This window comes from Nostoc sp. (genome assembly GCF_036918245.1).
Taxonomy (GTDB): Bacteria; Cyanobacteriota; Cyanobacteriia; order Cyanobacteriales; family Nostocaceae; genus Nostoc.
Genome location: NZ_JBALEF010000080.1, coordinates 1 through 25,214 on the forward strand (window position 1 = coordinate 1; position 25,214 = coordinate 25,214).

The window sequence follows — 25,214 nt, forward strand, 5'->3', positions numbered from 1 at the left end:
CGTTAACGGAGCTAAAAGACTCATTCACGAGTATCAAAGACTCGTTAACGGAGCTAAAAGACTCATTCACGAGTATCAAAGACTCGTTAACGGAGCTAAAAGACTCATTCACGAGTATCAAAGACTCGTTAACGGAGATAAAAGCCTCATTCACGAGTATCAAAGACTCGTTAACGGAGATAAAAGCCTCATTCACGAGTATCAAAGACTCTTTAAGAAAAAATTTAGCATAGGCATCGCTAATTGCTAAGTGTTAATTATTCCAAAACTATTAACCAATCATTAACTATTTTTCAGCATGACCTCTATCTCCGATTCCTTTCAAACTTTGCGCGATCGCCAACAGTGTGCTTTAATCCCTTTTATCACAGCAGGCGATCCTAACTTAGAAACCACCGCCGAAGCTTTACGTATCTTAGATCGCAACGGTGCTGACTTCATCGAGTTGGGCATTCCCTACTCCGATCCTCTCGCAGATGGGCCTGTGATTCAAGCAGCAGCAACCCGCGCTTTGCAAAAAGGCACGAAATTAGAGCAAGTGCTAGAGATGTTACACATAGTGATTCCTAGCTTAAAAGCGCCGATAATTCTATTTACTTATTACAATCCCATTTTGCACCGGGGTATTAAGTCGTTTTTGGCGCAAATTGCCGTTGCTGGGGTGCAGGGATTGGTAGTACCAGACTTACCCTTGGAAGAAGCAGAAGAATTAATCAAAACTGCTGCATCTTTCGGAATTGAGGTAATTTTACTCGTAGCTCCTACCAGTTCTCAAGATAGAATTGAAGCGATCGCTCGTCAATCTCAGGGTTTTATCTATCTAGTTAGTGTTACAGGTGTTACAGGTATCCGCACTCAAATCCAAGACCGCGTAGAGCATTTAATTACCGAGTTGCGAAGCGTCACCAATAAACCCATTGGCGTTGGTTTTGGCATATCCGCACCAGAACAAGCACATCAAGTCATGGAATGGGGAGCAGACGCAGTGATTGTTGGTAGCGCCTTTGTCAAACGTTTAGCTGAAGGTAGCCCAACAGAAGGATTGCAAGCCGTGAAAGAATTTTGTCGAGAACTTAAAACAGCCATCACAGAAAGTCAGCGCGAAAGTCCATCTCTTCAAAAGGTGCGATAAATTCACTTGCAAATTTAGGGAGTAGGGAATGAAGAATAGGGAATAAAGAATTAGTATCAATTATTTCTCTTTCTGCCCCTCTGCTCCTCTGCCCCTCTGCCTCCCTGCTCCTCTGCTTCGATTAAGACAATGAAACTACTGCTGAAATCCTTCAAAATTTTAATCTATAGCGTACTTCTAGTTAGCACCTGTGCGCTTACAGTCTTTGCCCACGATCGCACTGACCACGGACAATACAAATACCATTGGAATTACAATTTACCAGGACAACAGGGTTATCTAACTGTAAGAAAGAACGTAACTGACCTAACATCAGCAGAGAAAACAGCCTTAGTCAAGGCGATCAAAACCTTAAAAACAGTAATTCCCGCAGGTAGCAAGCTCAGTATTTACGACCAATTCGTTGCCATACATCTAGGGGCAACACGCTTGATTCATAATCATAAAGGGCATTCCGATGGTTCCGTCCAAGAATTGGCTCATGAAAATGCTGCATTTTTCCCTTGGCATCGAGAATATATTCGCAGATTTGAACAAGCTCTGCAAGCAGTAGATCCAACTGTTAGTCTGCCATACTGGGATTGGACAGACGCTAAAGCACTTGATGTAATTTTTAACGATGACTTTCTTGGCTCCAACGGTCAAGGAGTAACCATCAAAATTCCAAATCAGGGAAACTTTACAGGCGGCGCTGTGCCTGGGGCTTTTTCGGCTGCAAATGGCTGGGTTATAAATCCAGCATTAAATATTGACACAGATACCGGAATATCTTTAGGTACATCACTTGTACGCTTTCTAAGACTACCTCCTGCCAGTGATTATCCTGTGCCCAAAAAAGATGTTGAGCGTGCCCTGAGTCTTAATGACTATTCTCTATTTCGCCCTGCTTTGGAAGGATTTATTTCTGTAGATGAGCAGGGTAAAGTCACCCCAGGAGGATTCATCCACAACTACATTCATGGTTTAGTTGGTGGTGTACAGATAGACGCTAGCACAAGACCCATAAAGTTTAAGGGTCTGGGTACGATGAGCAATATACCAAGTTCGCCTTATGACCCAGTGTTTTGGTTGCATCATGCCAACGTAGACCGCCTCTGGGCTGAATGGCAAGAAAACGGTCATCAAGGTAGCGATTTTTATCCTGCTGATGGTGGTCAGCCTTATGGACACAATCTTAAAGACCTAATGTGGCCTTGGGACGGCGGTATGTCTACCCCCAAAGCTACGACGCTAGGAGATTTACTATCCCTATTACCAAATTTTGACTCTAACGATTTGGTGCGCCCTATAGACGTTTTGAATCACCGGGAACTGGGCTATACCTACCAAACCGGGGAAAAGAAAACGCAAAGATGATTTCAATGGCATAAGTTCTAAAAAGTTAGAACGAAACTAAAAAATACTTGAAAGTGAAAGGATTTTAAACAGTGGTAAGCATACAAAATATCAAAACTGCAACTGTACAACCAGATTCTTTGGGCAGGTTTGGAAAATTCGGCGGTAAATATGTCCCGGAAACCTTAATGCCTGCATTAAGCGAGTTGGAAACCGCATATCATCAATATCGCAATGAGCCGAGTTTCCAAGCAGAACTGCAAAACTTAATGCGTGATTATGTCGGACGACCCAGCCCATTATATTTTGCTGAACGCCTGACAGCAAATTACGCTAGACCAGATGGCACAGGGCCACAAATTTATTTAAAGCGCGAAGATTTAAATCATACAGGCGCTCACAAAATAAATAATGCTTTGGCTCAGGTTTTGCTAGCCAAGCGCATGGGTAAGCAACGGATTATTGCCGAGACAGGTGCAGGTCAACATGGCGTAGCAACTGCAACTGTGTGTGCGCGATTTGGTTTGAAATGTGTGATTTACATGGGCGTCCAGGATATGGAACGCCAAGCCCTGAATGTGTTTCGCATGAAATTAATGGGTGCAGAAGTTCGACCAGTAGAAGCAGGTACAGGAACTCTCAAAGATGCGACTTCTGAAGCAATTCGGGATTGGGTGACGAATGTAGAAACAACTCATTACATCCTGGGTTCTGTTGCTGGGCCTCATCCCTACCCGATGATTGTCCGTGACTTCCACGTGATAATTGGTGTAGAAACTCGCGCTCAATGCCAAGAAAAATGGGGAGGACTACCAGATATTTTACTGGCTTGCGTGGGTGGAGGTTCCAATGCGATCGGCTTATTCAGTGAGTTTATGCATGAACCTTCGGTGCGTCTAATTGGAGTGGAAGCTGCGGGTGAAGGTGTAAACACAGAAAAACACGCTGCTACCTTGACAAAAGGAAAAGTAGGTGTATTGCACGGTGCAATGAGCTATTTACTGCAAGATGATGACGGTCAAGTAATCGAAGCCCATTCAATTAGTGCCGGATTGGATTATCCCGGTGTTGGGCCAGAGCATAGTTATTTAATGGATCTTGGTCGCGCCGAGTATTACAGTGTGACTGATAAACAGGCTTTAGATGCATTTCAAAGGCTTTCGCAATTAGAAGGGATTATTCCAGCCTTAGAAACTGCTCATGCGATCGCTTATCTAGAAACCCTTTGTCCCCAGTTAACAGGCAATCTCCGCATCGTCATCAATTGTTCCGGCAGAGGTGACAAAGACGTGCAAACCGTCGCCAAAGTCCTTCTTCCTTAATTTTCTCTTTTTGTCATTTGTCATTTGTCCTTCGTAAATGACAAATGACCAATACAACTCTTGGAGAGGCTGCGCCAACGGCAACTCCTGGAGGGGCTGTTCGCGTTCTCTCAGTACAAGTGACCGATAACCAATCACCAATAACCAATGACCAATGACCAATGACCAATGACCAATGACAAATGACCAATATGATAGCTTTAACTCAAACTCCACCTGAAAACATCTCCATCTCTCCTGATCTATACAACTGGCCAGCTTTATTAGAACAGTTGCTGAATCGGCAATCGTTGACAGTTTCCCAAGCTGCGGATTTGATGCAAGGTTGGCTCACAGATGCCATTCCCCAAGCGCTATCAGGAGCGATTTTAGCTGCAATTCAAGCTAAAGGCGTATCTGCACAAGAATTAGTTGGCATGGCTAGTATCTTGCAATCCCAATCCCCAGTACCCAGCGATGCACTGAGCTTGTCGAAGTGTACCCAATCCCCAGTCCCCCTAATTGACACCTGTGGAACTGGTGGAGATGGTGCTTCAACCTTTAATATTTCCACTGCTGTTGCCTTTGTGGCCGCTGCTGCTGGGGTAAAGGTTGCCAAACATGGCAATCGTTCGGCATCCAGCAAAGCTGGTTCCGCTGATGTGTTGGAAGCTTTGGGTATAAATCTCAACGCCACTCCTGAAAAAGTGCAAGCGGCAGTTGGCGAAGTTGGAATCACCTTTTTGTTTGCTCCCGGCTGGCATCCTGCACTAAAAGCGATCGCTACTTTGCGAAAAACTTTGAAGGTGCGGACTGTTTTTAACTTGCTCGGCCCGCTAGTAAATCCGATGCGACCGACAGGGCAAATTATTGGTGTGAATGACCCGCTTTTACTAGAAGAGATTGCTCAAGCTTTATCCCAACTGGGATGTCAGCAAGCGATCGCACTTCACGGACGGGAGCGTTTAGATGAAGCTGGTTTGGCAGATGTCACTGACTTGGCTGTACTCCAAGATAAAAAAGTGCGTTCTCTGACCCTGAATCCTCAAGAACTGGGTTTGAGTTTTGCACCCACTGCGGCATTGCACGGTGGAGATGTCCAAGAAAATGCCGAAATCTTGAAGGCAGTTTTGCAAGGTAAAGGCACTCAAGCGCAGCAGGATGTTGTCGCTTTAAATACAGCCCTAGCCCTGCAAGTTGGTGAAGCCATTCATGGGGAAACTGATGTTTTAGCAGGTTGTGTTAAAGGTATTGCCCTTGCCAAGGAAATTCTGCAAAGCGGCGCAGCTTGGACAAAACTAGAACAACTCGCAGAATTTTTGCGCTAGACAAACCTCTCCTACGAGGAGCTACGGTGTACACGCAAGTCTTCTAATGCCTTACACCTTAACCCGCAATACCAATGCATCGACCTGCAATGTAAATGCATCGACCCGCAATACCAATGCATCGACCTGCAATGTAAATGCATCGACCCGCAATGTAAATGCATCGACCTGCAATCTTAATGCATCGACCCGCAATGTAAATGCATCGACCTGCAATCTTAATGCATCAACCCGCAATCTTAATGCATCGACCTGCAATCTTAATGCATCGACCTGCAATCTTAATGCATCGACCTGTAAAGATTAGCCCACCCAAACTTATACACAAGGAAAAATAGATGATTATCATACTTAAGAGCGGTACACCTGTTGAAGAAATTACTCGCATCAGCCAAGAACTGAGTGAAACTTGGGGAGTGACAGTAGAAAAAAGCGTTGGCACTCATAAAGTTGTGCTGGGGCTAATTGGTGATACCACTAGCATCGATAAATTACAGGTTCAAGAGTTCAGCCCTTGGATTGAGCAAGTATTACGAGTGCAACAACCTTTCAAGCGGGTAAGTCGAGAATTTCGACATGGAGAAGCCAGCGAGGTTGTTGTACCGACACCTAACGGTGATGTCTATTTTGGCGAACATCATCCGATTGTGGTGGTAGCTGGGCCTTGTTCCGTTGAAAATGAAGCGATGATTGTCGAAACGGCAAAGCGGGTGAAGGCAGCTGGAGCGCAGTTTCTGCGTGGCGGAGCCTACAAACCTCGTACTTCACCTTATGCGTTTCAAGGGTATGGTGAAAGCGCTTTAGATTTGTTAGCAGCAGCGCGGGAAGCTACTGGTTTGGGTATCGTCACAGAACTGATGGATGCTGCCGATTTATCAGCAGTAGCGAAAACAGCTGACATCATCCAAATCGGAGCGCGAAATATGCACAACTTTTCGTTGCTGAAAAAGGTAGGCGCTCAAGATAAACCTGTGCTACTGAAGCGGGGTATGTCTGCCACAATTGACGAGTGGCTGATGGCGGCAGAATATATTTTGGCATCTGGAAATCCCAATGTGATTCTTTGTGAACGAGGAATTAGAACCTTTGATGGTAAATATGCCCGCAATACTTTAGATTTATCAGTGCTTCCAGTATTGCGATCGCTTACCCATTTACCAATTATGATTGATCCCAGTCATGGTACTGGTAGGTCTGAATATGTTCCATCGATGGCAATGGCTGCGATCGCCGCTGGTACAGATTCTTTGATGATTGAAGTTCACCCCAATCCGGCTAAAGCTTTATCTGACGGGCCCCAATCTCTCACCCCTGATAAATTTGACCGCTTAGTTCAAGAAATGTCAATTCTGGGCAAAGTAGTCGATCGTTGGCCTACACCTACATTTGATAGCATTAATGACAACCGCATTCTCTTCACGCCAGAACTATCAAAGTAGATAGACCATAAACCAATACAGTTCAGAATGAGCAACAAAACTCTGATTGTAGAGACGCGATAAATCGCGTCTTAAAAGACCAATTATCTACGCCAATAACCCTTAACCCAAGCGTATTGGACTATAAACCGATTTTTTGCAAATGGTTAAACCCGATCAACAGATTTTTTCATCTGAAAAATCCGTTGGTCGGGTTTTCTTTAAAATAGTATAGGATATTGAACTACCTATTTTTTTTAAGTTCGTGCATACTTCTAACAACCTTTGTGACTAAATTTCTGGGCGTAAATCTGACGCTTTCAGTCAATATCTTATTTCTCATTCCAGGAACAACAACAGTTTTGTTTTTCATTAAGCTCCGATAACCAATCCTAGCGACGGTTTCCGTATTCATCATTCTGTTAACGCTAGCAATCTTGGAATTTTCCATTGCAGCATTTTGTTGGAATTTCGATGCTGTTGGCCCTGGACAAAGAACAGTCACACTGACACCTGTACCCTCTAATTCATTCGCGATCGCTTCTGAAAATGATAATACATAGGCTTTAGTAGCAAAATAAACTGCCATTAAAGGTCCTGGTTGAAAAGCAGCCGCTGAGGCCACATTTAATATTTTTCCATAGTTTTGCTCGACCATATCTTTGAGGAACAACTTAGTTAAATGAGTCAGGCTGACCATATTTACCTGTAGCATTTTCAGTTCCATGCTGAGGTCTGTTTCACTAAATGCTCCATAAGTACCAAAGCCAGCATTGTTAACTAGCACATCAATCTTGATAGATGCTTGCTGTAGTTCTGTGAAAATTTCTTCTGGAGATGTGGGGATAGATAAATCCTTAACAAAAATTTTGACGGAAATGCCAAATTTTGGGGGTAATTCATCTATAATTTCACTAAGTTTTTGTTCATTCTTATCTACTAACACAAGATTATAACTATGACGAGCAAAAATCTGGGTTAATTGATAGCCTATGCCACTAGCTGCTCCTGTAATTAGAGCAGTTTTTTTTTGCCGACTTTCAGATGTTTTATTCATGCTAAAAAAATAGCGAACGTAAATGAATTAATTTAAGTTTTATAAATTTAGCTACAGCAATATATAATGTTTGCTGTAGCTATTTCTATGCAGACAAAAAATGATGCTATCCACCTGAAACAAATATGCTTCAATCAAGCATATTAAACGCAAATATAAAAAACTGTATCTATATAAACAAGAGCAAGAATATTTAATAACCTCATCAATGCCACAGTATCATTCCGTTAATATAACTGACGTGCAAGCAGCACAAGAGCGAATTTTGGAGATTGCCCACCGCACGCCTGTGCTGACTTCTAGAATCGTTAACGATCGCACCAATAGCCAAGTATTCTTTAAGTGCGAAAACTTTCAACGCACGGGGGCATTTAAATTTAGAGGTGCGTACAACGCGCTAGCCCAACTATCGGTAGCAGAAAAACAAACAGGCGTTATCACCTATTCATCAGGAAATCATGCCCAAGCGATCGCTTTAGCTGGACAATTACTAAATATTCCCACCACTATTGTCATGCCTGATGATGCTCCCGTTGTCAAACAAACTGCTACTCGTGGTTATGGTGCAGAGATAATTTTGTACAATCGCCAAGAAACAAACCGAGAAGAATTAGCTCAAAATTTAGCAGATGAGCGCTCTTTGACACTCATTCCCCCTTACGATCATCGCCATGTAATCGCCGGACAGGGGACAACTGCTTTAGAACTGATCCAAGAAGTTGGTGAATTGGACTTACTATTAGTTTGTTGTGGCGGTGGCGGATTACTTTCAGGGTGTGCGATCGCAGCCAAAGCACTTCTACCCAATTGTAAAGTAATCGGGGTAGAACCAGCCCTTGCCGACGATGCTACCCGCTCCTTTCACACCAAAACCCTGCAAACAGTCAAAAATCCTGATACCATCGCCGATGGTGCGCGGACTCCTAGCCTTGGTCAAATTACTTTCCCCTTAGTACTGCATTACGTCGATGATATGGTGACAGTATCGGAAGAAGCAATTCTTCGCACCATGTTTTTCTTGTGGGAACGTCTGAAAATTGTAGTTGAACCCACTGGGGTATTAGCTGCTGCTGCTTTACTCGAAGGTGTGGTGACAGCACCAGAGGCGAGGATTGGTGTCATCATCAGCGGTGGAAATGTAGATTTGGCGCAAGTTGGTAAATTGTTTTCTGTGGGATTGGATTGAAAACATAGAGAGAGCGTACAGCTAGTTCCTGCGATATCTTCGATGGGCTTCTCTACGAGACGCTACGCGAACGCCTACGCATCTGCTACTTTACTAGGGGCGATGCCTACGGCGGGTTGCGCCTACGCACTTTTAGCAACTGTGTCAAATCAACGATAGCACTTTTGGTAATGAGGTTCATGTAGGCAATGTCTACGATGGGCTACGCCTAAGCACTTTTGATAATGGGGCTGATGTGGGTGATCGCCTCCGGTTAGTGTTTTCATAATCGCCCTACAAGCTCTATTCTGTCAGAGCATCAAGTTTAGCCAGTATTCTTAAGCCTTCTTCTGGGTTGCCAGTTGCAGCCATTGCTTTAAATCTTGTATGGGCATCAAATTCTGCTAGAGCTATGGTAGAAAGTTCTTCAATCAATTTATTGACACTGATGCCTTTGGCTTGAGCAAGTTCTTTCAATCTATTATGCTTATCGTCTGGTAAACGAATAGTTAAAGTTGCCATTTTTGCTTAACTCCTAATAATTTCTTCAGGTTTTAATATTGATAAGTTAGGAAATAACAATTCAGCATTTTGGAAATCTTTGACATTGTGAGTGGCAATGATTTGAGCATTTCCGGCAACTGCTAATTCAATTAAGTGATTGTCAGCTTCGTCTTTTAAATTAGGTCGCCATAAATAATAGATATAAACCCATTGACTTCCGCTCATGAATGATGCAAGTAAAGCAGAAACTTCTTCAGTAGTTAAAGAGCATTTGGCGATAATTTCTGAGCGATGAATGACTGACTCATACTCCAAAAACAAAGCATTTCCCATCAAAGGCTGATATTCTCCTTTTAAACAGCGTCGGATTAGTTCTCTACTAGAACCTTTAGAGCTAATCAGCGCACTAATAAAAACGCTGGTATCAACTACAATTTTAATCGCCATCTAGCTATGATAGCATATACGCTGTCAGCAACATTCTAGCCAAAAGACTCAAAAGCGATCGCCAGAGATAAATATTTTCAATATCGGGTGATGTTTGGCGACAAGCAGCTTTGCGTCTACCAACTCTGAGCAACTTTGCCAAATAAGCGATCGCACCGCCATTTTTCGCAAAAGCTAAATTCCCAATTTCCAAATGGCGATGCCTACAGCGGGCTGTGCCTACGCACTCTTAGCAATTGTGTCAAATTAGCGATCGCACTGTTGGTGAAGGGCTTAAGGTGGGCGAGTTTCTGAGGTTTTAATGTTAGCAATAATATTTTTCAAACGTCTTCTTAGACAAGTTTTCATTTATTTAAACTACATCTGTATATAGGGACAATGTTTTTTACTGCGTGGTCTATTTAATTAGTAAAGTGCTACAAATGACATTTATAATCCAAAATTTGTGTTGAGAATGAACTAGCGATCGCTTATTTACCAAAAAAATCTGCTTGAAAAACCAAGAACATCAGGGCTTTTACGAATAATATTTACGTATGTTAATATTGTTTGGTTTAGGTACGGATATTCAGTATGGTTACCATAAAGACCGTTCTAAAAAATTCAGAGCAAGTCACTCGGTTGTTTTCTCATCTCGAATTTGATGGAAACAAACTCAATCATCAACCGGGTAGTGTATTGGGGAGTACTGCATTGATTGCAGGAACCACCGTTGGGGCTGGGATTCTCGCTCTACCAGCTGTTACCCTGCCATCTGGTATTGTGCCATCCACATCTGGACTAATTGCTGTTTGGCTCTACGCTCTAGTTTCCGGGTTATTGGTTGCAGAAGTTACCTTAAACACGATGCGAACAGAAGGGCTTTCAAGTATAGGTTTTTTAGGAGTTGTTGAGAAAATCCTTGGTAAGCTGGGAGCGCGAATTGCTGGCGGTGCATATTTATTCATGCACTATGCTCTGTTGGTGGCATACATCACCGAAGGCGGAGAGATTTTAGGAACGGCGGCGGCAAAAGTCTGGGGTATGCAGATATTGCCTACGTGGGTGGGCACAATGGCTTTCACGCTCTTATTTGGCGGCATTATGTATCTTGGGCGAGAAAAATTTATTGAGAAATTAAACAGCGCCTTTGTCGGAATTGTCATTGTTTCCTTCTTAGGACTATTATTTCTGGGAGGAAGGCATATTCAGAGTGCCCAACTATTATTTCAAAACTGGAGTGCCCTCGGCAGTGCCATTTCAGTGATGTCTGTGGCACTGTTTTTCCAAAACGTTGTGCCGCTAATTGTGACGCAACTCGAAGGGGATGCCCGCAAAATTCGTCAGTCCATCTTTATTGGTTCTGTGATTCCTCTAATTATGTTCTTGGCGTGGAATGCCGTAATTTTAGGAAGCGTCAGTCCCAATATGCTAAATAGCACATCTGATGGTACAAGTGTTTTTGATCCACTACAAATTCTCCGAGGAGGTAGTGCGGGGCAATGGTTAGGAGTGCTAGTATCCATTTTTTCAGAATTTGCGATCGTCACTTCATTCATTGGATTTGTGTACGGGTTGCTGGATTTGTTTAAAGATATTTTCCTACCTGCACAGTGGCAACTCTCTAGCCGCTTACCCCTCTATTCGCTGGTTCTTTTCCCTCCGATGACTCTCGGAACGCTTAACCCCAGCATCTTTTTTACTGCCCTAGATTACACTGGAACATTTAGTGTTTCAGTTCTAGGTGGAATTATTCCGGCATTAATGAGTTGGAAACAACGTCAAGAACAAGAAAACTCACATAGCACAAATCAATCACTCGTTCCTGGCGGCAAGGTGACACTTATTGTGATAATTGGAGTGGCATTAGCCATGATGGGAAGACAAATTATGTCAATTTACACAAAATAAAACCATCAATAAAAGTTCTGTGTTACAGAAAACTATAATTGTAGTATAAATATGCTAACCACAATCCAATGAGTGATTCTCGACTCGTCAAAATCAGCAAATATCTCAGCAAATATCTGCGACATACACCAGATGCCATTGGAATTAAACTTTCTCCTGGTGGTTGGGTTGCTGTTGATGACTTACTTACCGCTTGTGCTCAAAACAAGTTTCCGATTACCCGCCAGGAATTACAGGTGGTAGTTGAATTCAACGAGAAACAACGCTTTTCTTTTGATTCTACACGTAATCTGATTCGGGCGAACCAAGGACATAGTGTAAAAGTCGATTTACACTTAGAAGCTGTTGTTCCTCCAGATCAGCTTTATCACGGCACGGGACGCAAATCTGTAGAGTTAATTCTGCAAACAGGACTTTGCAAAATGTCGCGACATCATGTCCATTTATCAAAGGATATAGAAACAGCAGAAACTGTTGGTGCCAGGCATGGAAAACCAGTGGTTTTTACTGTAAATACTGCGGCAATGCATCAGGCAGGTTACATCTTCTATTGTTCTGCTAATAGTGTTTGGTTAGTCGAATGTGTACCAGCTGAGTATCTACAAAAAATTTGAATTTTAACAAAACAGAATATTGAAACGATATTTGCAAAGAAGTTGCATAATGCGGAAGTTGCAACAATTACTGCATGTTGGAATTGAACTCAGATCAATGTACCCATAGCGCTTGTACTCCTAATACTGTATTCTCTGATAGATTAGCGTTTGCAAAAACAGGGATTAGCAGTAATTCCATTCCGGTTTGCACCTGAAAAAGTAACTTTGTAGATTTGTCTATAAAATTACAAACTCTCAAGAGTAAAAATACTATCAATCTCTTAGCCTACTCACCCAATGTAGGTTAAAAATCTCACCAAACAAGCATTTTAGACCTATCCAAACCCCAAGATGCCTTCTAAGCGAATCTTGTTTATCAGTAACGGCCACGGAGAGGACAACCACACCTCTCATGTTATTCAGACCCTGCGCCAATTGTGTCCTTCTATTGAGATGGCGGCAATGCCGATTGTGGGGGAAGGAAAAGCTTACCGCAGCTTGGATATTCCCATTATTGGGCCCACACAAACAATGCCCTCTGGGGGATTCTTTTACATGAAGCGCCTCTACTTGCTCAAAGATTTTCAATCGGGATTGATTGGATTAACCTGGCGACAGTTACAAGCGGTGTTGCAGTATGCTCCCAACTGCGATTTAATTATGTCTACTGGGGATTTTGTCTCCCAGACATTTGCTTACTTAACAAAGCGCCCCTTCGTCTCCTTTATCTCTTGTCTTTCTGCCCTCTACGAAGGGCGGTTACGACTCAATCCGCTTTTGTGGCACGACCTTAATTCTTCCAGATGTCTGGCAGTTTTCACCAAGGATTCCCATACGGCTTATGACCTCCAACGGCAAGGTTTAACTAAAGCTCAGTGTGCTGGCATTCCGGCTTTAGATTGGCTCGTCCCTACTGGCAAAGACTTGCACCTGAAACCGGACGAGAGAGCGATCGCTCTCCTACCAGGATCACGGATGCCTGAAGCTGCGCGAAATTTTTGTTTGCAGTTGCAACTGGTAGTAGAAATCGCCAAGGTGATGCCTGAGTCAGGATTACAATTTCGTGCAGCTTTGATACCGGATTTGATGGCGCAATTAGACGACATTGCTAAAAGTCAAGGTTGGCAACTGAATCAAGGCATACTCACCTATTCTCCTCCAGGAAGTTCTGCTGAGGAATCACCGCTTGTAGAAGTGAGATGTTATTCAGATGCCTTCAGTGACATCCTATGTTACTCTACTCTCGTTATTGGTATGGCAGGTTTGGCAGTGGAGGAAGCTGTAGCGATCGGGAAACCTATCATCCAGATTCCTGGAGAGGGCCCTCAATTTACCTATCAATTTGCAGAAGCGCAAACGCGGCTGTTGGGCATTTCTGCCCAAACCATCGGCACTAAGCCAGCAACCCCTGAGATTCTCAAGCAAGCAGCTAAACGAGTAGTTGAAACTTTAGAAGATTCAGACTACCTCGCTAAGTGCAAAGAAAATGGCCCTGAGCGATTTGGCCCACCCGGCGCATCTGAGAGAATTGCCCGCTTTCTACTAAACTCTCTAGGAGAAACTGAGTAGAAATTGCGCCAGAATTCAGGAGTCAGCATGGTTGGGTAACATGGTGTGGTAGGCTAACGCCGTAATGCACCTCAATTCTGAATTCTGACTCCTGACTCTTGACTCCTGACTCCTGAATTCTTACTTACCTATGAAAGTCCGCTCTAGTTACTGGCAACTGTTGCCTTATCTGTGGCCCCAATGGCCGCTGTTAATTCGGGGATTAGCTTGTATTTTAGGATTTGTGTTATTCACCCTAGCAGTGCCCTATTTAGCAGGTCAGGTCTCTTTTTATCTTGGCCAGGGAAATGTTAACCAGATTGCCTACTGGCTCGGACTAGCCACTTTAGTATTTTTGGTTCGAGGGCTTTGTCAATACGGGCAGAATGTCTTTATGATCGCTGCTACTCTGAACATGGTTTTAAACTTGCGTAAGCGCGTTTATGCTCACCTGCACAAACTTGGATTAGATTACTTTGAAACCACACAGACGGGAGACCTGACTTATCGCCTGACTGAAGATATCGATCGCGTGGGCGAGATTGTAGACAAGTTATCCCATCAGTTTCTTTCCAATTTGTTGCAGTTAATTGTAATTCCCATTTACATGCTCTACCTGAATTGGCCGCTGACTCTTGCGGGTTTGATTTTGGCTCCTTTAATGGCTTGGTTAATCGGGCAATTTGGTCAGCGATTACTCGTGCTATCTCGCCAGAGCCAAAATCAGGTTTCCAATTTGTCGGCGATGCTAACTGAAGTATTTAGCGGGATTCGCGTTGTTCAGGCTTTTGGAGCACAAGAATATGAAGTAAAGCGATTCAATCAAGAAGCAGAAATCAATCGCCAAGCTAAGTATCGCGCTCTACAACTCAAATCCATTCAGTTTCCTGTTGTCGGTTTTTTGGAAGCAGTTAGTATTATACTGCTGTTTTTATTAGGAGGATGGCAGATTTCTCAGAATCAGCTGACTGCTCAAGGGTTTATCAGTTTCTTAGCTGCTGTGGCTTTACTGATTCAGCCAATCGACATGATGATTAGCAATTACAACGAGTACAAACAGACCGAAGCTTCTGTTGAACGCATCTTTGAACTGATGGCGAAGGAACCTAGTATCAGCGAAAAATCGAATGCTCAGGCAATGCCACGAGTTATGGGCAAGGTAGAGTATCGTCATGTTGATTTCGCCTACAATCCCGACCAGCCAGTTCTTAAGGATCTCTGCCTAGACGCTTCTCCTGGTGATGTCATTGCCTTGGTTGGTTCTTCTGGAGCAGGCAAATCGACGTTAATTAACCTTTTACTTCGCTTTTATGACCCTCAGAGGGGTCAAATTCTGGTTGATGATATTGATATCCGTGATGTCACACTTACCAGCTTGCGCCATCAAATTGGCATTGTTCCCCAAGATGTTACCCTTTTTTCGGGAACGATCGCTGAAAATATCGGTTACGGTCAGGAAAAATTAGATTTAGCAGCGATTCAGTCAGCAGCAAAGATTGCCAACGCTCACTCTTTTATCACCCAGTTTTCCCAGGGTTATCAGACCTGGGTGGGAGAGCGTGGAGTTAACCTATCGGGAGGACAACGCCAAAGATTAGCGATCGCTAGAGCAGTTGCCAACGATCCTCGAATTCTCATCCTGGATGAGGCCACCTCTGCCCTAGATTCGGAATCAGAAGCACTAGTTCAAGAAGCACTGGAACGAGTGATGCAAAACCGTACCGTGTTTATTATTGCCCATCGCTTGAGCAGCGTTCGTCGGGCTGACTGCATTCTTGTAATAGAACAAGGACAGGTGGTTGAAGCTGGTACTCACACCTCACTCCTGTCTCAGGAAGGACGGTATGCCCGTTTTTACGCCCAACAGTTCTACTCTACAGATGAGTAGGGGATTGCCAAACTGTCGGTTCGCTCATTTGATAAAATCTGTATTTAGAAAATTCTTCTTCAAATCAACACCCCAGCAATACAAGCGGTGATAAAACCCGCTAACAATCCGCCAATCATTGACCTTACACCCATACGAGCTAAGTCATGCTGGCGATTAGGTGCTATCCCCGCAATCCCACCAATGGTAATGCCAATTGAACCTATATTTGCAAAATTACATAATGCGTAAGTCGCAATAATTACTGCACGTTGAGAGATTTTTCCACTTTCAATTAGTGCCTTCAAATCCAAAAAAGCAATAAACTCATTCAAAATTGTTTTTGTACCCAATAAAGCCCCAACTTGCCGACAATCAGCCCAAGGTATGCCCATCAGCCATGCTACGGGAGCCATGAGAAAAGACAAAATCCACTGTAATGAGAGTTGCTGTAAGCCCACAAATGCCCCTAACCATCCCAAAAGTGCATTCAGGGCAGCTAATAATCCTAAAAAGGCGATAATCATCACCCCAACATTAACTGCTAGCTTCACGCCGTCAATTGCTCCGGTAGTAGCAGCATCAATTACATTTACATAATTGGTTTCTACATACGCTTTTGCTTTGCCAGCCGTCTCTGATACTTCTGTTTCTGGGTAAAGTAATTTTGATACCACCAACGAAGTGGGAGCAGTCATAAAGAAAGCAGCAATCAGGTGTTCTGCGGGGATGCCAAAGGAAAGATATGCTCCTAGTACTCCAGCGGCAATTGTGGCAAAACCACCCGTCATCACGGCATGGAGTTCCGATTGCGTCATATTCGCTATATAAGGTTTAACCATCAGCGCCGACTCTGTTGGGCCCAAAAAGATGTTACCTGCACAGGATAAAGATTCAGAACCCGATGTTTTCATCGTCTTCATCATTACCCACGCCATCACGTTTACGACTCGCTGTAAAATACCGTAGTAATACAAGACACTGATGAAGGCAGAGAAAAAGATAATTGTCGGCAGCACTTGGAAAGCAAAGAAATGATCCTTAAAATTTTCTCCAAAGACAAATTTGGCACCAACATCAGAAAATGCTAAAAATTGGCTGACAATATCTCCCAGAGATTTAAACACATTTAAACCCCAAGGAGTTTTAAGAATCGCTAGTGCAAACACAAATTCCAATCCCAAACCCCACGTCACTATTCGCCAACGCACCGCACGACGATTAACAGAAAAGGCGTAGGATATACTGATAAAAACTAAAATTCCCAACGCAGAAATGGCATGTTCCATGATTACTCCCGGAAATGTATCACTAAGGCACTTAGTCAAAGAGCATACACAAAAATTCACCTTTTTTGTGGCTTTTTAGTCAATTATTAGGCCGATGAATATTTTTTATATCTGCAATCATAGTCATTTATAATTATGATTTAAAGGATACAATTGCTGTTAAGTACGTCTTGCTAAAAATATAGAACAGAAGCTAAAGTAATATTTATTACCTTTGTTTGAGCTTGATTTGTGAATTATCCGATCGCCTTAAAAGGATTTTACAGAACCATGCCAATTAAAAAACACATTAATCTTAATCAAGGATGTTTCCTGAATCCCGCAAATAAACAGATAGTCGTAAATTTAGGCAGTGAAGATATTTTAAATTTAATCACACAAGAATTAAAAACTCGTTACTCCCCAGAAGCTCAAAAAAACCTACTTGAGGAGAGTTCAAAGCTATTACCTAATTTTGTATTTCAAGAATTATTACAACGCCAACGGCAGGTAGTAGATATTAACCCAGATAGTTTAATGGTCGTTAGCTGTCAGATAGCAGAGGTAGAAGTCGATGATTTGGGATTTGATTTAAATGTCGAAGTATATTTTGTAGTTGGAGATGCAAAAGGTCAAAACCATTTTCGGGCTAATCAAATAGTCCTTTGGTCGAATATATGGGGTGATGAAGAACAGCCTTTTGATTTAGAAGATGAACTAGGTGAACAATTCTGGACAAGTTATCAAATTCAGTTGCTTTTTGATGAAAAAGAGCAGCAAACAATTGAACTGGAACTATCACAAACAGATGATTATGCCGCGAGGTTAGAATTTTCCCCATCACTAAAAAGATTTTCACCATCCATAGTTCCCTTTACGGATAATGACTTCTAAAAAGTATTATCCACATATAGTGAATGCAAATTAATCATTTACAGCAGAATTCAGGAATAAAACACGCTTTATACCTGGGTAACAGACTTAGCTTGTGTACCTCACTTTCCTTGAAATCTGCTGTATATTCACTGAGGATTTTATTTTTTGGAAGTTCCCGATTAAAAAGATAAAGTCTTCAATCCCTCTTACCTCCTCATTGTGGTTCGATAATTGAACCCATAAACAAAATGTTTCCCGTCTGATTATCTCTAATGGCACAGAAGAAGGGACGATCAACAATCATTCGGAATGGTTCTGGTTCTTGTCTCAAAGATGTTGCTACTATGCCCACTGAAGTAGCAGCAGCCGCTTCGGTGCCTTCTTCATTTACTTCAACAAAAGTTTTATGCTTAACTTGGCTAATGGCAAAATTTTTACCCATGCCAGAAAAATTGGCTTTGTTGCTGAAAGCCTCCCCCATACCTAAAGTTTTTAAAGCATCATTGAGTGTAATATCATAATCTGTTTTGAAGCGGGGTAGGCGAATAAACCCTTTTTGATTGTTGAACTGAGTCATCCATTTTTCCCAGTTCTCAACATTCAAGGTTTGATAAAACGCTTTGAGGTTAGAATTCTTTTTGGGTAAGAATATATAAAAACTTATCTTACCATCTTTTCCATAAGGTAAACTAACTGCCTGAAAATTTTCGCTTTCATAGTATCTATAATCACCCTCTTGTGACATCATTGGCTGTTGTTTTTGCCTGCCAGATGTGATGTAAAAAGGGTATGAAGCAGTTTGCTTTTTGTCAAACTCGTTACTCCAATTACCTTTAAAATATATAGCATTAATCAGAAATAATACCTGACTGGGTTCAATTTGTTCAACTATTTTGGTGATTTTGCCGTTAGTATTTTCTTTGACCCAGTTATTGATAATACTAGATGCGGCGGCATCTTTAAAGTTTAAATTGCTGACTTTGGCTTGATAGAAGTCCTGGGTTCTCTTGAGAAAGTCTGGCGCAAAACTCACATCTTGATTTGCCCAAAGTGAGTTAGCAATCTTCAATTGCACTTTCGTATCTGAATTGTCTAAAAGCTGTTTTAATACCGCCGCGTAAGAAGAGTTGATTTCTGGTAGATTCATCCCCTGTAATTCCAGGGTTTTTGCCATTGCTTGTTGAGTCGAGCCGCTAGCGCCGTTGTAAGTCATAGCAAGAGCGATCGCAACACTCGAAGGTGAGATAAAAATATTTGTCTCACCCCGATCGTTTTTCAGAACTTCTGAAAATAGTTTGAAGCCAAACTTATTGCTAGACTCAACGATTTTTGTATCAGTGTTGGCTGTTTTTTTTTGCAATGGAGTTTCTGGCTGAGGTAAACTAGATTGGGCAAGGGCACTTTTATTACTGTCTACTTGAGAACACCCTAATACACTGAATAGAACAACACTTGCAGCAGCCAGCGCATAACGTCTGCCCAGGCTAACACCGTAACGTCTTTGCAGGAATTTTTCTTTCGCATCACTCAATTTATGGCGATTCATTCTGCTACCTCACTTGCCAAAGATTCCCGATTTGTTCTCAGAGTTGACGCAGATATTGTGTCAATGACTAACTATTGCATTTACTCCAACAGAAAAATGGGACTGTTACAGTTTTCGTAACAGCAAATTAGTAGCTTAGAGGAATTAAACACAACTTGTGGAGTTGCTAATTCCTTATTGAGACGGCCATACAGACGAGTTATAAAAAATTTTGATTTTTAAGAATTTTTATCTTTACGTATAAACGTATTGTAAGCTACGTAATCATAAAATAATCACTTCTGTGAGGTTTTTATAGATCGAATAATGTTTCTCAGAGGCACGAAATCTCGTTCCCATGCTCGATATGGGAACGAGAAAAACGCTGTAATTTTACACAGATATTTGTGCTAATTTATTTCAATTAATAGGTACACTCCACCAAGCTAAACTGTAAGGTTGAGTCGCTTCATTGAGCTTTTGACGAAACTGGACACGGATTTTATAATTTCCAGTAGCAGTAACGGGGCAGAAAATATGTTCTACACTATCAATTTGGCTGATTGAGGAGCAAACAGCACCAGCATCAGAATTTTGAGCATCAGCTTTTACCAAGTAGAGGTCAAGATTATTCAAACCGCGATCGCGAAAATTTTCGCCTACGTCATATTGCTGGTTTTTATTTTTATCGTTGAGTTCTACCAATCGATCCCAACTCAGGGTGACAGCAACAAAACTTCCCTGCTTTAAAGGTTTTGCTAATATATAGTCAACAGATGCTCCAACATTAACTGTGCGATAATCCCAACCAATAGCCGGCACCGCAGCTGATGCCTGCCATTGACCAGCACTAAATTGCTGATAAGCGCGAAATACATTTAAATGACCTGCTCCCATTTGGGCATCCAAGGGAATCTTTGGATCTTTATAAGCATCAGAATCTAGCCAGTTTTGATTTTGCTTATCAATTAGCGTCCGAGTCATTCCCAACTTTAAGCCATCGCCGCTATCTAGAAGTTTGTCTGCTGAATTTAGCAATACAGCTTTCATCACTTGATGACGCCGAGAATCAATGCTCCAGTGGAGTTGTTTTGTCCGCATTTGTCGGTCTGCAAGTTCTTGTAACAGAGCAACAGTAGCTGTAACTTGAGGTGCTGCAAAACTTGTACCTGTAACCTTGTTCAATTTGCCATCGGGATTGAGCAAAGGAATATTATTCCCCGGAGCAATTAAACTGATAGCGCGACGCCCATCAAGGTCAAATTCCCTTCCAGCTAGTCTTCCATTCACCCCTTGGTTAACACCCGCCAGATTAGCCACGTCTACTTTGTTAAAAACTCCCCCTCGGCGGGATGAAAAAGCCACGTTTATGCCGTTAAAATTATCTGTAGGAATAGGAATACCGCCTTTCCCCTGGTTGCCAGCGATCGCATACAAAACATCATGAGCGCGACTAGACCAGTCAACACATAAAGTTAGTAAAGCATTACCGTCTAAAGTAGCTTCCGGTCGAGGATCGCGGCTCAGAGGTTCCCCAAAGCTAAAGTTAATCGCACGGACATCGCCACCATTTTGGAGCGCTATGTGCTGTGCCGACAAGCACTCTTCTGGCTGACCCATATTTTTAGTGGAACCCACCGCTGATGAATACAATCGCGCTCCTGGAGCAACTCCTGGCAAAGCTTTGTCTTGACTCACCATCACACCAGCGACATTGTAGGCGTGGGGGTCAACACCAGTATTAGACTTAGCTGGACCATTGCGTAAGAAAACCGCTGCTACAGATATAGTACGATTTTTAGATACCGCCTTATCCCACCCAAACATTCCTGGTCGACCAATTTCCACTTGACCAATAGCAATCTTACGGCCGATTAAATTATAAGGAGGTTTGTGTAGCTTTAGAGCATCAATGCCGTTAGTTCCTAGTCCAGATTCTAAAGCTGAAGCAATTACCGGCCCACTCAGACAAGAAGCAGTTAATCCCCAAAATATCCAGGTTAGTTTTTTAGTCATTAGTTATTAGTCATTTGTCATTAGGCATTGGGCATTGGGCATTGGGCATGGTGAAGAGGATAAGGAGAATTGGGGACAAGGGAAAGACTTGTTGCAAGTTCTAAACTTTTGTCACCTGCTCCCCTGCTCACAAAAAACCGGGATCAAAATTATGAGTCTTGCTCAATGTTTTGTTACAATGCGTACAGACGAGGACGCTTAAAAATCCACTAGCCATGACCCAAAACCTATCTCAAAAGCCCATTGTAATTGCTCCATCTATCCTATCAGCCGATTTTAGTCGTCTGGGTGACGAAATTCGCGCCATAGACGCGGCTGGAGCAGATTGGATTCATGTTGATGTAATGGATGGTCGTTTTGTACCTAATATTACGATAGGCCCTCTGATTGTGGAGGCGATTCGTCCGATTACAACCAAGCCACTGGATGTCCATCTGATGATTGTGGAGCCAGAAAAGTATGTAGAGGATTTTGCTAAGGCGGGTGCCGATCATATCACCGTACACTGCGAACATAATGCTTCTCCACACCTGCACCGCACCTTGGGGCAAATTAAAGAGCTTGGTAAGAAAGCTGGAGTTGTACTTAATCCTGGTAGCCCTCTAGAACTAATTGAATACGTTTTAGATTTGTGCGATTTAGTACTAATTATGAGCGTCAACCCTGGTTTTGGTGGTCAAAGCTTTATCCCTGGTGTGTTACCCAAAATCCGCAAGCTACGCCAAATGTGTGATGAACGTGGTCTTGACCCGTGGATTGAAGTAGATGGGGGACTGAAGGCAAATAATACCTGGCAAGTTTTAGAAGCGGGAGCCAATGCGATCGTCGCTGGTTCAGCTGTGTTTAACGCAAAAGATTATGCTGAGGCTATTACAGCAATTCGCAACAGCAAGAGTCCTACTCCAGAATTAGCTAAGGTTTAATTCGTTTTTGAATTAACCAATCATTAAACATGGAAGTGAAAAAGAATGTAGAGACGTAGCGGTGCTACGTCTCTACAAGGGTTATAGATTAATTTCACCCTAGTCTTCACAAAAAATAAGGTGGGCAAATTGCCTACCTTATTTATTTTTATATACAGATAAAAAACTGGAAGCTATTCAAGTTTTGAACTTCCAGTAGTTGTATATAAATTGAAAGTTTAGAAACCAAAGATAATCCAGGTTGGGAGGACTAGGATTACAATAGTCGAAAGAGAAGCGTATGAGCTACTAGTTCTACCAGCCAAGGACAATAATTTCACCGTAACTTTTCTATTTCCGTTCCTGGAATTGATGTTAAGCGTTTGCTTTATTAACTAAAGCAACACCAACCACAGGATAGAAAGTTTTATAAGCATTGCTCGCACCGTCTGCAGTCAGCGAAAGCTTTGTAAAATTTTGATTGGGGGAATCCACCTTTCCAAATTCTCTGTGCTCAGACTTCCTCAGAAAAAGAACCACCAGTAGCAACGGTTGGATTATTGGTCTTGGTCTAGGAGTTATTTACTCCATGAAATGCTGACTACTTTTGTAATCAGTTTGATTTATTTCATAGTTAGAACTAATCGTTGATTTTATTTTTTAAATTAACTTGCTTGCCAAATCACCTCTATTTTAGTTTAAATTGTAGTTGTTATTAGTTTACCAATATCATTAGTATATATTTGCCATTTTGGCAGATTTTTGCAAAATTCTATCAAATTAATGACTGCTATAGAAAACCTGTCATGCTATAAATTTCAAATTAGCATAACAGGCTTTCAGATAATCAATCAACTTTAGAACAGAATCTATTGATTCCAAATACTTTTTAATTGAATCCACAAGATTTCAAGGAAATGTCTTGAACATTTTCTGGTTTTAATGGCGATTTGCTTGATTGATGTTCGTTAATTTGCTGTGTCAATCTCTGGTCTAAACTACCAGCACGGATTTCGGCTTTTTGCTTTCTAACTACTTCTAGATAAGCTACGTCTTTAATTTTGCTTAAGCAGCTTGATGGCACATTATTATCAGACTGGGAATCATGAGCATGTTTCAGCATTTTTAGATTTTCACTTTGCTGTTGTTTTGTCCTATCTGCTTGAGAGTTCTCTTTGAGCAATCGATTGTAGGTACGATATGGAATGTAATGGAGAGGATTATAACCACCAAATCGCAGCATTAAAACACATGCCCAGGAATACTTTCCAGCAAGAATTGCTTCAACTACTTTGTCAAATTGTTGAGCTTTCACTGTCTTATCTAAGTTACTACTAATACCAGCAATGTCTTGATTCATCATAATGTTTAGTTATTTTGGGTGAAGTGAACTATTTTCTTATCTGCGATTGTTGATGTTTCAATTGAGGTGTACAGACTGCACTAGCCTTTTTGCAAATCTTGAATTGCTTGTGGCAAATTATCAGCACTGGAGCGGTGTTTGATGTTTACAAGGGATAAAAATCCATAAGTAAATAAATTTTCTTGGTTCACACGCTTATATTTCTTACTACTGTTGAATTAGGCAATTTCCGGGAAGTTTGCATATTTTTTTAGACTAAGAGAGAAAATATATTTATCTTTGAGCGTTAACAACACCAGTCGTATTTATACTATTTTTGTTCGTTAATGTCATCTACTAATCTAGTATATTTATAGGTCAAATTTACTGAATATATTCCGATACTTACTTGTGGATTGTGCAGCTTTTACTTTTGTCCTACTTTGCTAATTCTTGAGGGGTGTTACCCCTCACCCAATATCATTTTAAAACCTTTATTATTGTCGAGTAACTAGAAAACAATACCATTAAATAGAATGTAAAACAACTTGTAGAAATATTAGTTAAGAGAGAATCAAACCGTTCACCGCCATAGGATTGAACCTATTTTTCAATAAGTTCGATTAGACAATAATACTTATTAGACTTGTCTTTATTGGTTTGCAAAGACTACGGCTTTAGCGTATCTAAATATAATTGCTGTCAACCGCTCGTAAATATTTTATAACGATCAGCCAGTAATCATAAAATAGACCAGTTGTAAAATCAAATTACTGGTTAGTGATAATATAGATAGTTATAACGAGCCTTAGCTGAGTCAAGAAGAATATCCGCAAATGGATAACTTTTCTCAAAACAATGTAGTAAGCTAAGTCTGTACAATATTAAAGAATTTAAGAATAGATATAAAGCTAATCAACACAAAATATTATTAAGTTGATTCAGCAGTGATTTATATATGTATGAATATCTAACAAATTTATAAAATTGAGATTACAAATGTAGTAGCAATTGGGCTAAATGGTGGTATAAGCTCAAAAATGAATATGCGATCGCCTTTATCTCTCCAGACAACTACACAATGAATTACTTGACAATGAGCTATCCAAAGGTTATAGTATGAGTCCACCTTAATAAGACTAGTCCTCACTGATAGCGCTTCACATCCTGCAAGTTTGGGCTGCTTCTACTAAATGGTGAAATGCACCTGTAAGAATTACTGGCGTTAAGTTACGCAAGCTGTAGGGGTTTAAGCGTATGCTCCAGTGTTGGCTAATCATTGCTAAACACGCAGCGCTACAATCTGATGAACTTTGCTGTTGAGTAAAGGAATAGGCACGTCATAACCTAGCTTTTGATTGTGAAGTAGTCTGGGAACTATTAGCAATATTTATAGCTAAAGCTAGTAATATTTGCATTTTTTGAAACATTAGTCTTAAAGTCTCAATGCTTCAACTCTTACCATTACTGAAATTTTCCTTCGCTTCCGGAAACACTCGGAAAATAAAATCGCAAATCTAAACTTTGCTTTTTCAGATGAAGACAGGTTAAATTTGGTAACGTGGAATACGACCGTTCGTAGGGGCGCACATCTGTCATAGGTGTCAACTTAAGGTAGAAGTTAGGTAAGAGTAAGGGTTCTAGGGTTGCCCTCATCCCCTAACCCCTTCTCCAATATTGGCAGAAGGGGAACTGGA

Annotated in this window: 22 protein-coding genes and 1 pseudogene; 13 read left to right on the forward strand and 10 right to left on the reverse strand. The window is 41.6% G+C overall.

Annotated features, from left to right (window positions below):
- The 5 genes and pseudogenes from V7L12_RS21995 to trpD all read left to right on the forward strand — a co-directional run.
- Window positions 1–250 (forward strand): annotated as a pseudogene (locus V7L12_RS21995) (hypothetical protein); the annotation flags it as partial.
- Window positions 251–298: 48 nt separating this feature from the next.
- A complete protein-coding gene (gene trpA, locus V7L12_RS22000) occupies window positions 299–1,132 on the forward strand; it encodes a tryptophan synthase subunit alpha (RefSeq protein WP_335087493.1) in 834 nt (277 codons plus the stop codon).
- Window positions 1,133–1,261: 129 nt separating this feature from the next.
- Window positions 1,262–2,488 (forward strand): tyrosinase family protein, encoded by a 1,227-nt coding sequence (locus V7L12_RS22005; protein ID WP_335087495.1) that lies wholly within the window; start codon window positions 1,262–1,264, stop codon window positions 2,486–2,488.
- A 71-nt stretch (window positions 2,489–2,559) separates the two neighbouring features.
- The gene (gene trpB, locus V7L12_RS22010) at window positions 2,560–3,789 is read left to right on the forward strand and encodes a tryptophan synthase subunit beta (RefSeq protein ID WP_335087497.1); all 1,230 of its coding nucleotides are present in this window, start codon (window positions 2,560–2,562) and stop codon (window positions 3,787–3,789) included.
- 191 nt (window positions 3,790–3,980) lie between these two features.
- Window positions 3,981–5,096, forward strand: a complete 1,116-nt coding sequence (gene trpD, locus V7L12_RS22015) for an anthranilate phosphoribosyltransferase (protein ID WP_335087854.1) — start codon at window positions 3,981–3,983, stop codon at window positions 5,094–5,096.
- Window positions 5,097–5,147: 51 nt separating this feature from the next.
- On the opposite strand, the gene V7L12_RS22020 is transcribed toward trpD, so the two are convergent.
- Window positions 5,148–5,375 carry a hypothetical protein gene (locus V7L12_RS22020; RefSeq protein WP_335087499.1) on the reverse strand — a complete coding sequence of 76 codons (228 nt, stop codon included), beginning with the start codon at window positions 5,373–5,375 and terminating at the stop codon, window positions 5,148–5,150.
- Between the two features lie 59 nt (window positions 5,376–5,434).
- Here V7L12_RS22020 and aroF point away from each other — a divergent pair, with 59 nt between their 5' ends.
- A complete protein-coding gene (gene aroF, locus V7L12_RS22025; protein WP_335087501.1) occupies window positions 5,435–6,535 on the forward strand; it encodes a 3-deoxy-7-phosphoheptulonate synthase in 1,101 nt (366 codons plus the stop codon).
- 223 nt (window positions 6,536–6,758) lie between these two features.
- Here aroF and V7L12_RS22030 read toward each other — a convergent pair whose 3' ends face one another.
- Window positions 6,759–7,571, reverse strand: a complete 813-nt coding sequence (locus tag V7L12_RS22030; RefSeq protein ID WP_335087503.1) for an SDR family NAD(P)-dependent oxidoreductase — start codon at window positions 7,569–7,571, stop codon at window positions 6,759–6,761.
- Window positions 7,572–7,779: 208 nt separating this feature from the next.
- On the opposite strand from V7L12_RS22030, the gene V7L12_RS22035 reads away from it, so the two are divergent.
- Complete coding sequence (locus V7L12_RS22035) at window positions 7,780–8,757, forward strand: threo-3-hydroxy-L-aspartate ammonia-lyase (RefSeq protein ID WP_335087505.1); 978 nt, start codon at window positions 7,780–7,782, stop codon at window positions 8,755–8,757.
- Window positions 8,758–9,039: 282 nt separating this feature from the next.
- On the opposite strand, the gene V7L12_RS22040 is transcribed toward V7L12_RS22035, so the two are convergent.
- From V7L12_RS22040 to V7L12_RS22050, 3 genes are read right to left on the reverse strand one after another with little or no spacing between them, the layout of a single operon-like run.
- Entirely contained in the window at window positions 9,040–9,258 is a 219-nt protein-coding gene (locus V7L12_RS22040; RefSeq protein ID WP_100897403.1) for a toxin-antitoxin system HicB family antitoxin, read from the reverse strand.
- Window positions 9,259–9,264: 6 nt separating this feature from the next.
- Complete coding sequence (locus V7L12_RS22045; protein WP_335087507.1) at window positions 9,265–9,687, reverse strand: putative toxin-antitoxin system toxin component, PIN family; 423 nt, start codon at window positions 9,685–9,687, stop codon at window positions 9,265–9,267.
- Between the two features lie 4 nt (window positions 9,688–9,691).
- Window positions 9,692–9,880, reverse strand: coding sequence for a hypothetical protein (locus V7L12_RS22050; RefSeq protein WP_335087509.1), 189 nt, complete (start codon window positions 9,878–9,880; stop codon window positions 9,692–9,694).
- Window positions 9,881–10,260: 380 nt separating this feature from the next.
- Between V7L12_RS22050 and V7L12_RS22055 the strand changes: the two genes are divergently transcribed.
- The 4 genes from V7L12_RS22055 (at window position 10,261) to V7L12_RS22070 (ending at window position 15,609) form a co-directional block, all read left to right on the forward strand.
- Window positions 10,261–11,577 carry an amino acid permease gene (locus tag V7L12_RS22055; RefSeq protein ID WP_335087511.1) on the forward strand — a complete coding sequence of 439 codons (1,317 nt, stop codon included), beginning with the start codon at window positions 10,261–10,263 and terminating at the stop codon, window positions 11,575–11,577.
- Between the two features lie 68 nt (window positions 11,578–11,645).
- Window positions 11,646–12,191, forward strand: coding sequence for an RNA 2'-phosphotransferase (locus V7L12_RS22060; RefSeq protein WP_335087513.1), 546 nt, complete (start codon window positions 11,646–11,648; stop codon window positions 12,189–12,191).
- Window positions 12,192–12,524: 333 nt separating this feature from the next.
- Window positions 12,525–13,742 carry a lipid-A-disaccharide synthase-related protein gene (locus V7L12_RS22065; RefSeq protein WP_335087515.1) on the forward strand — a complete coding sequence of 406 codons (1,218 nt, stop codon included), beginning with the start codon at window positions 12,525–12,527 and terminating at the stop codon, window positions 13,740–13,742.
- A 130-nt stretch (window positions 13,743–13,872) separates the two neighbouring features.
- Window positions 13,873–15,609: an ABC transporter ATP-binding protein gene (locus V7L12_RS22070; RefSeq protein WP_335087517.1), complete on the forward strand. Its 1,737-nt coding sequence runs from the start codon at window positions 13,873–13,875 to the stop codon at window positions 15,607–15,609.
- Window positions 15,610–15,668: 59 nt separating this feature from the next.
- Here the strand turns inward: V7L12_RS22070 and V7L12_RS22075 are convergent, their stop codons facing one another.
- On the reverse strand, window positions 15,669–16,877 hold the full coding sequence (locus V7L12_RS22075) for a NupC/NupG family nucleoside CNT transporter (RefSeq protein WP_335087519.1): 1,209 nt from the start codon (window positions 16,875–16,877) through the stop codon (window positions 15,669–15,671).
- Between the two features lie 231 nt (window positions 16,878–17,108).
- On the opposite strand from V7L12_RS22075, the gene V7L12_RS22080 reads away from it, so the two are divergent.
- Window positions 17,109–17,750 (forward strand): hypothetical protein, encoded by a 642-nt coding sequence (locus V7L12_RS22080; RefSeq protein ID WP_335087521.1) that lies wholly within the window; start codon window positions 17,109–17,111, stop codon window positions 17,748–17,750.
- Window positions 17,751–17,946: 196 nt separating this feature from the next.
- On the opposite strand, the gene V7L12_RS22085 is transcribed toward V7L12_RS22080, so the two are convergent.
- A complete protein-coding gene (locus tag V7L12_RS22085) occupies window positions 17,947–19,278 on the reverse strand; it encodes a serpin family protein (RefSeq protein WP_335087523.1) in 1,332 nt (443 codons plus the stop codon).
- A gap of 399 nt (window positions 19,279–19,677) precedes the next feature.
- Complete coding sequence (locus V7L12_RS22090; protein ID WP_335087525.1) at window positions 19,678–21,273, reverse strand: S8 family serine peptidase; 1,596 nt, start codon at window positions 21,271–21,273, stop codon at window positions 19,678–19,680.
- A 215-nt stretch (window positions 21,274–21,488) separates the two neighbouring features.
- Between V7L12_RS22090 and rpe the strand changes: the two genes are divergently transcribed.
- Window positions 21,489–22,196 (forward strand): ribulose-phosphate 3-epimerase, encoded by a 708-nt coding sequence (rpe, locus tag V7L12_RS22095; RefSeq protein WP_292863437.1) that lies wholly within the window; start codon window positions 21,489–21,491, stop codon window positions 22,194–22,196.
- An 868-nt stretch (window positions 22,197–23,064) separates the two neighbouring features.
- Here rpe and V7L12_RS22100 read toward each other — a convergent pair.
- Together V7L12_RS22100 and V7L12_RS22105 are read right to left on the reverse strand one after the other, a co-directional pair.
- Window positions 23,065–23,535 carry a HetP family heterocyst commitment protein gene (locus V7L12_RS22100; RefSeq protein WP_335087855.1) on the reverse strand — a complete coding sequence of 157 codons (471 nt, stop codon included), beginning with the start codon at window positions 23,533–23,535 and terminating at the stop codon, window positions 23,065–23,067.
- Window positions 23,536–24,677: 1,142 nt separating this feature from the next.
- On the reverse strand, window positions 24,678–24,797 hold the full coding sequence (locus V7L12_RS22105) for a hypothetical protein (protein WP_335087527.1): 120 nt from the start codon (window positions 24,795–24,797) through the stop codon (window positions 24,678–24,680).
- Window positions 24,798–25,214: the final 417 nt, after the last annotated feature.

Bases quoted from the DNA above. Each gene is read 5' to 3' on its own strand.
- trpA (WP_335087493.1), top strand. From the start codon at position 299: ATGACCTCTATCTCCGATTCCTTTCAAACTTTGCGCGATCGCCAACAG.
- V7L12_RS22005 (WP_335087495.1), top strand. From the start codon at position 1,262: ATGAAACTACTGCTGAAATCCTTCAAAATTTTAATCTATAGCGTACTT.
- trpD (WP_335087854.1), top strand. From the start codon at position 3,981: ATGATAGCTTTAACTCAAACTCCACCTGAAAACATCTCCATCTCTCCT.
- aroF (WP_335087501.1), top strand. From the start codon at position 5,435: ATGATTATCATACTTAAGAGCGGTACACCTGTTGAAGAAATTACTCGC.
- V7L12_RS22030 (WP_335087503.1), bottom strand. From the start codon at position 7,571: ATGAATAAAACATCTGAAAGTCGGCAAAAAAAAACTGCTCTAATTACA.
- V7L12_RS22035 (WP_335087505.1), top strand. From the start codon at position 7,780: ATGCCACAGTATCATTCCGTTAATATAACTGACGTGCAAGCAGCACAA.
- V7L12_RS22040 (WP_100897403.1), bottom strand. From the start codon at position 9,258: ATGGCAACTTTAACTATTCGTTTACCAGACGATAAGCATAATAGATTG.
- V7L12_RS22045 (WP_335087507.1), bottom strand. From the start codon at position 9,687: ATGGCGATTAAAATTGTAGTTGATACCAGCGTTTTTATTAGTGCGCTG.
- V7L12_RS22055 (WP_335087511.1), top strand. From the start codon at position 10,261: ATGGTTACCATAAAGACCGTTCTAAAAAATTCAGAGCAAGTCACTCGG.
- V7L12_RS22060 (WP_335087513.1), top strand. From the start codon at position 11,646: ATGAGTGATTCTCGACTCGTCAAAATCAGCAAATATCTCAGCAAATAT.
- V7L12_RS22065 (WP_335087515.1), top strand. From the start codon at position 12,525: ATGCCTTCTAAGCGAATCTTGTTTATCAGTAACGGCCACGGAGAGGAC.
- V7L12_RS22070 (WP_335087517.1), top strand. From the start codon at position 13,873: ATGAAAGTCCGCTCTAGTTACTGGCAACTGTTGCCTTATCTGTGGCCC.
- V7L12_RS22075 (WP_335087519.1), bottom strand. From the start codon at position 16,877: ATGGAACATGCCATTTCTGCGTTGGGAATTTTAGTTTTTATCAGTATA.
- V7L12_RS22085 (WP_335087523.1), bottom strand. From the start codon at position 19,278: ATGAATCGCCATAAATTGAGTGATGCGAAAGAAAAATTCCTGCAAAGA.
- V7L12_RS22090 (WP_335087525.1), bottom strand. From the start codon at position 21,273: ATGACTAAAAAACTAACCTGGATATTTTGGGGATTAACTGCTTCTTGT.
- rpe (WP_292863437.1), top strand. From the start codon at position 21,489: ATGACCCAAAACCTATCTCAAAAGCCCATTGTAATTGCTCCATCTATC.
- V7L12_RS22100 (WP_335087855.1), bottom strand. From the start codon at position 23,535: ATGAATCAAGACATTGCTGGTATTAGTAGTAACTTAGATAAGACAGTG.
- V7L12_RS22105 (WP_335087527.1), bottom strand. From the start codon at position 24,797: ATGATTAGCCAACACTGGAGCATACGCTTAAACCCCTACAGCTTGCGT.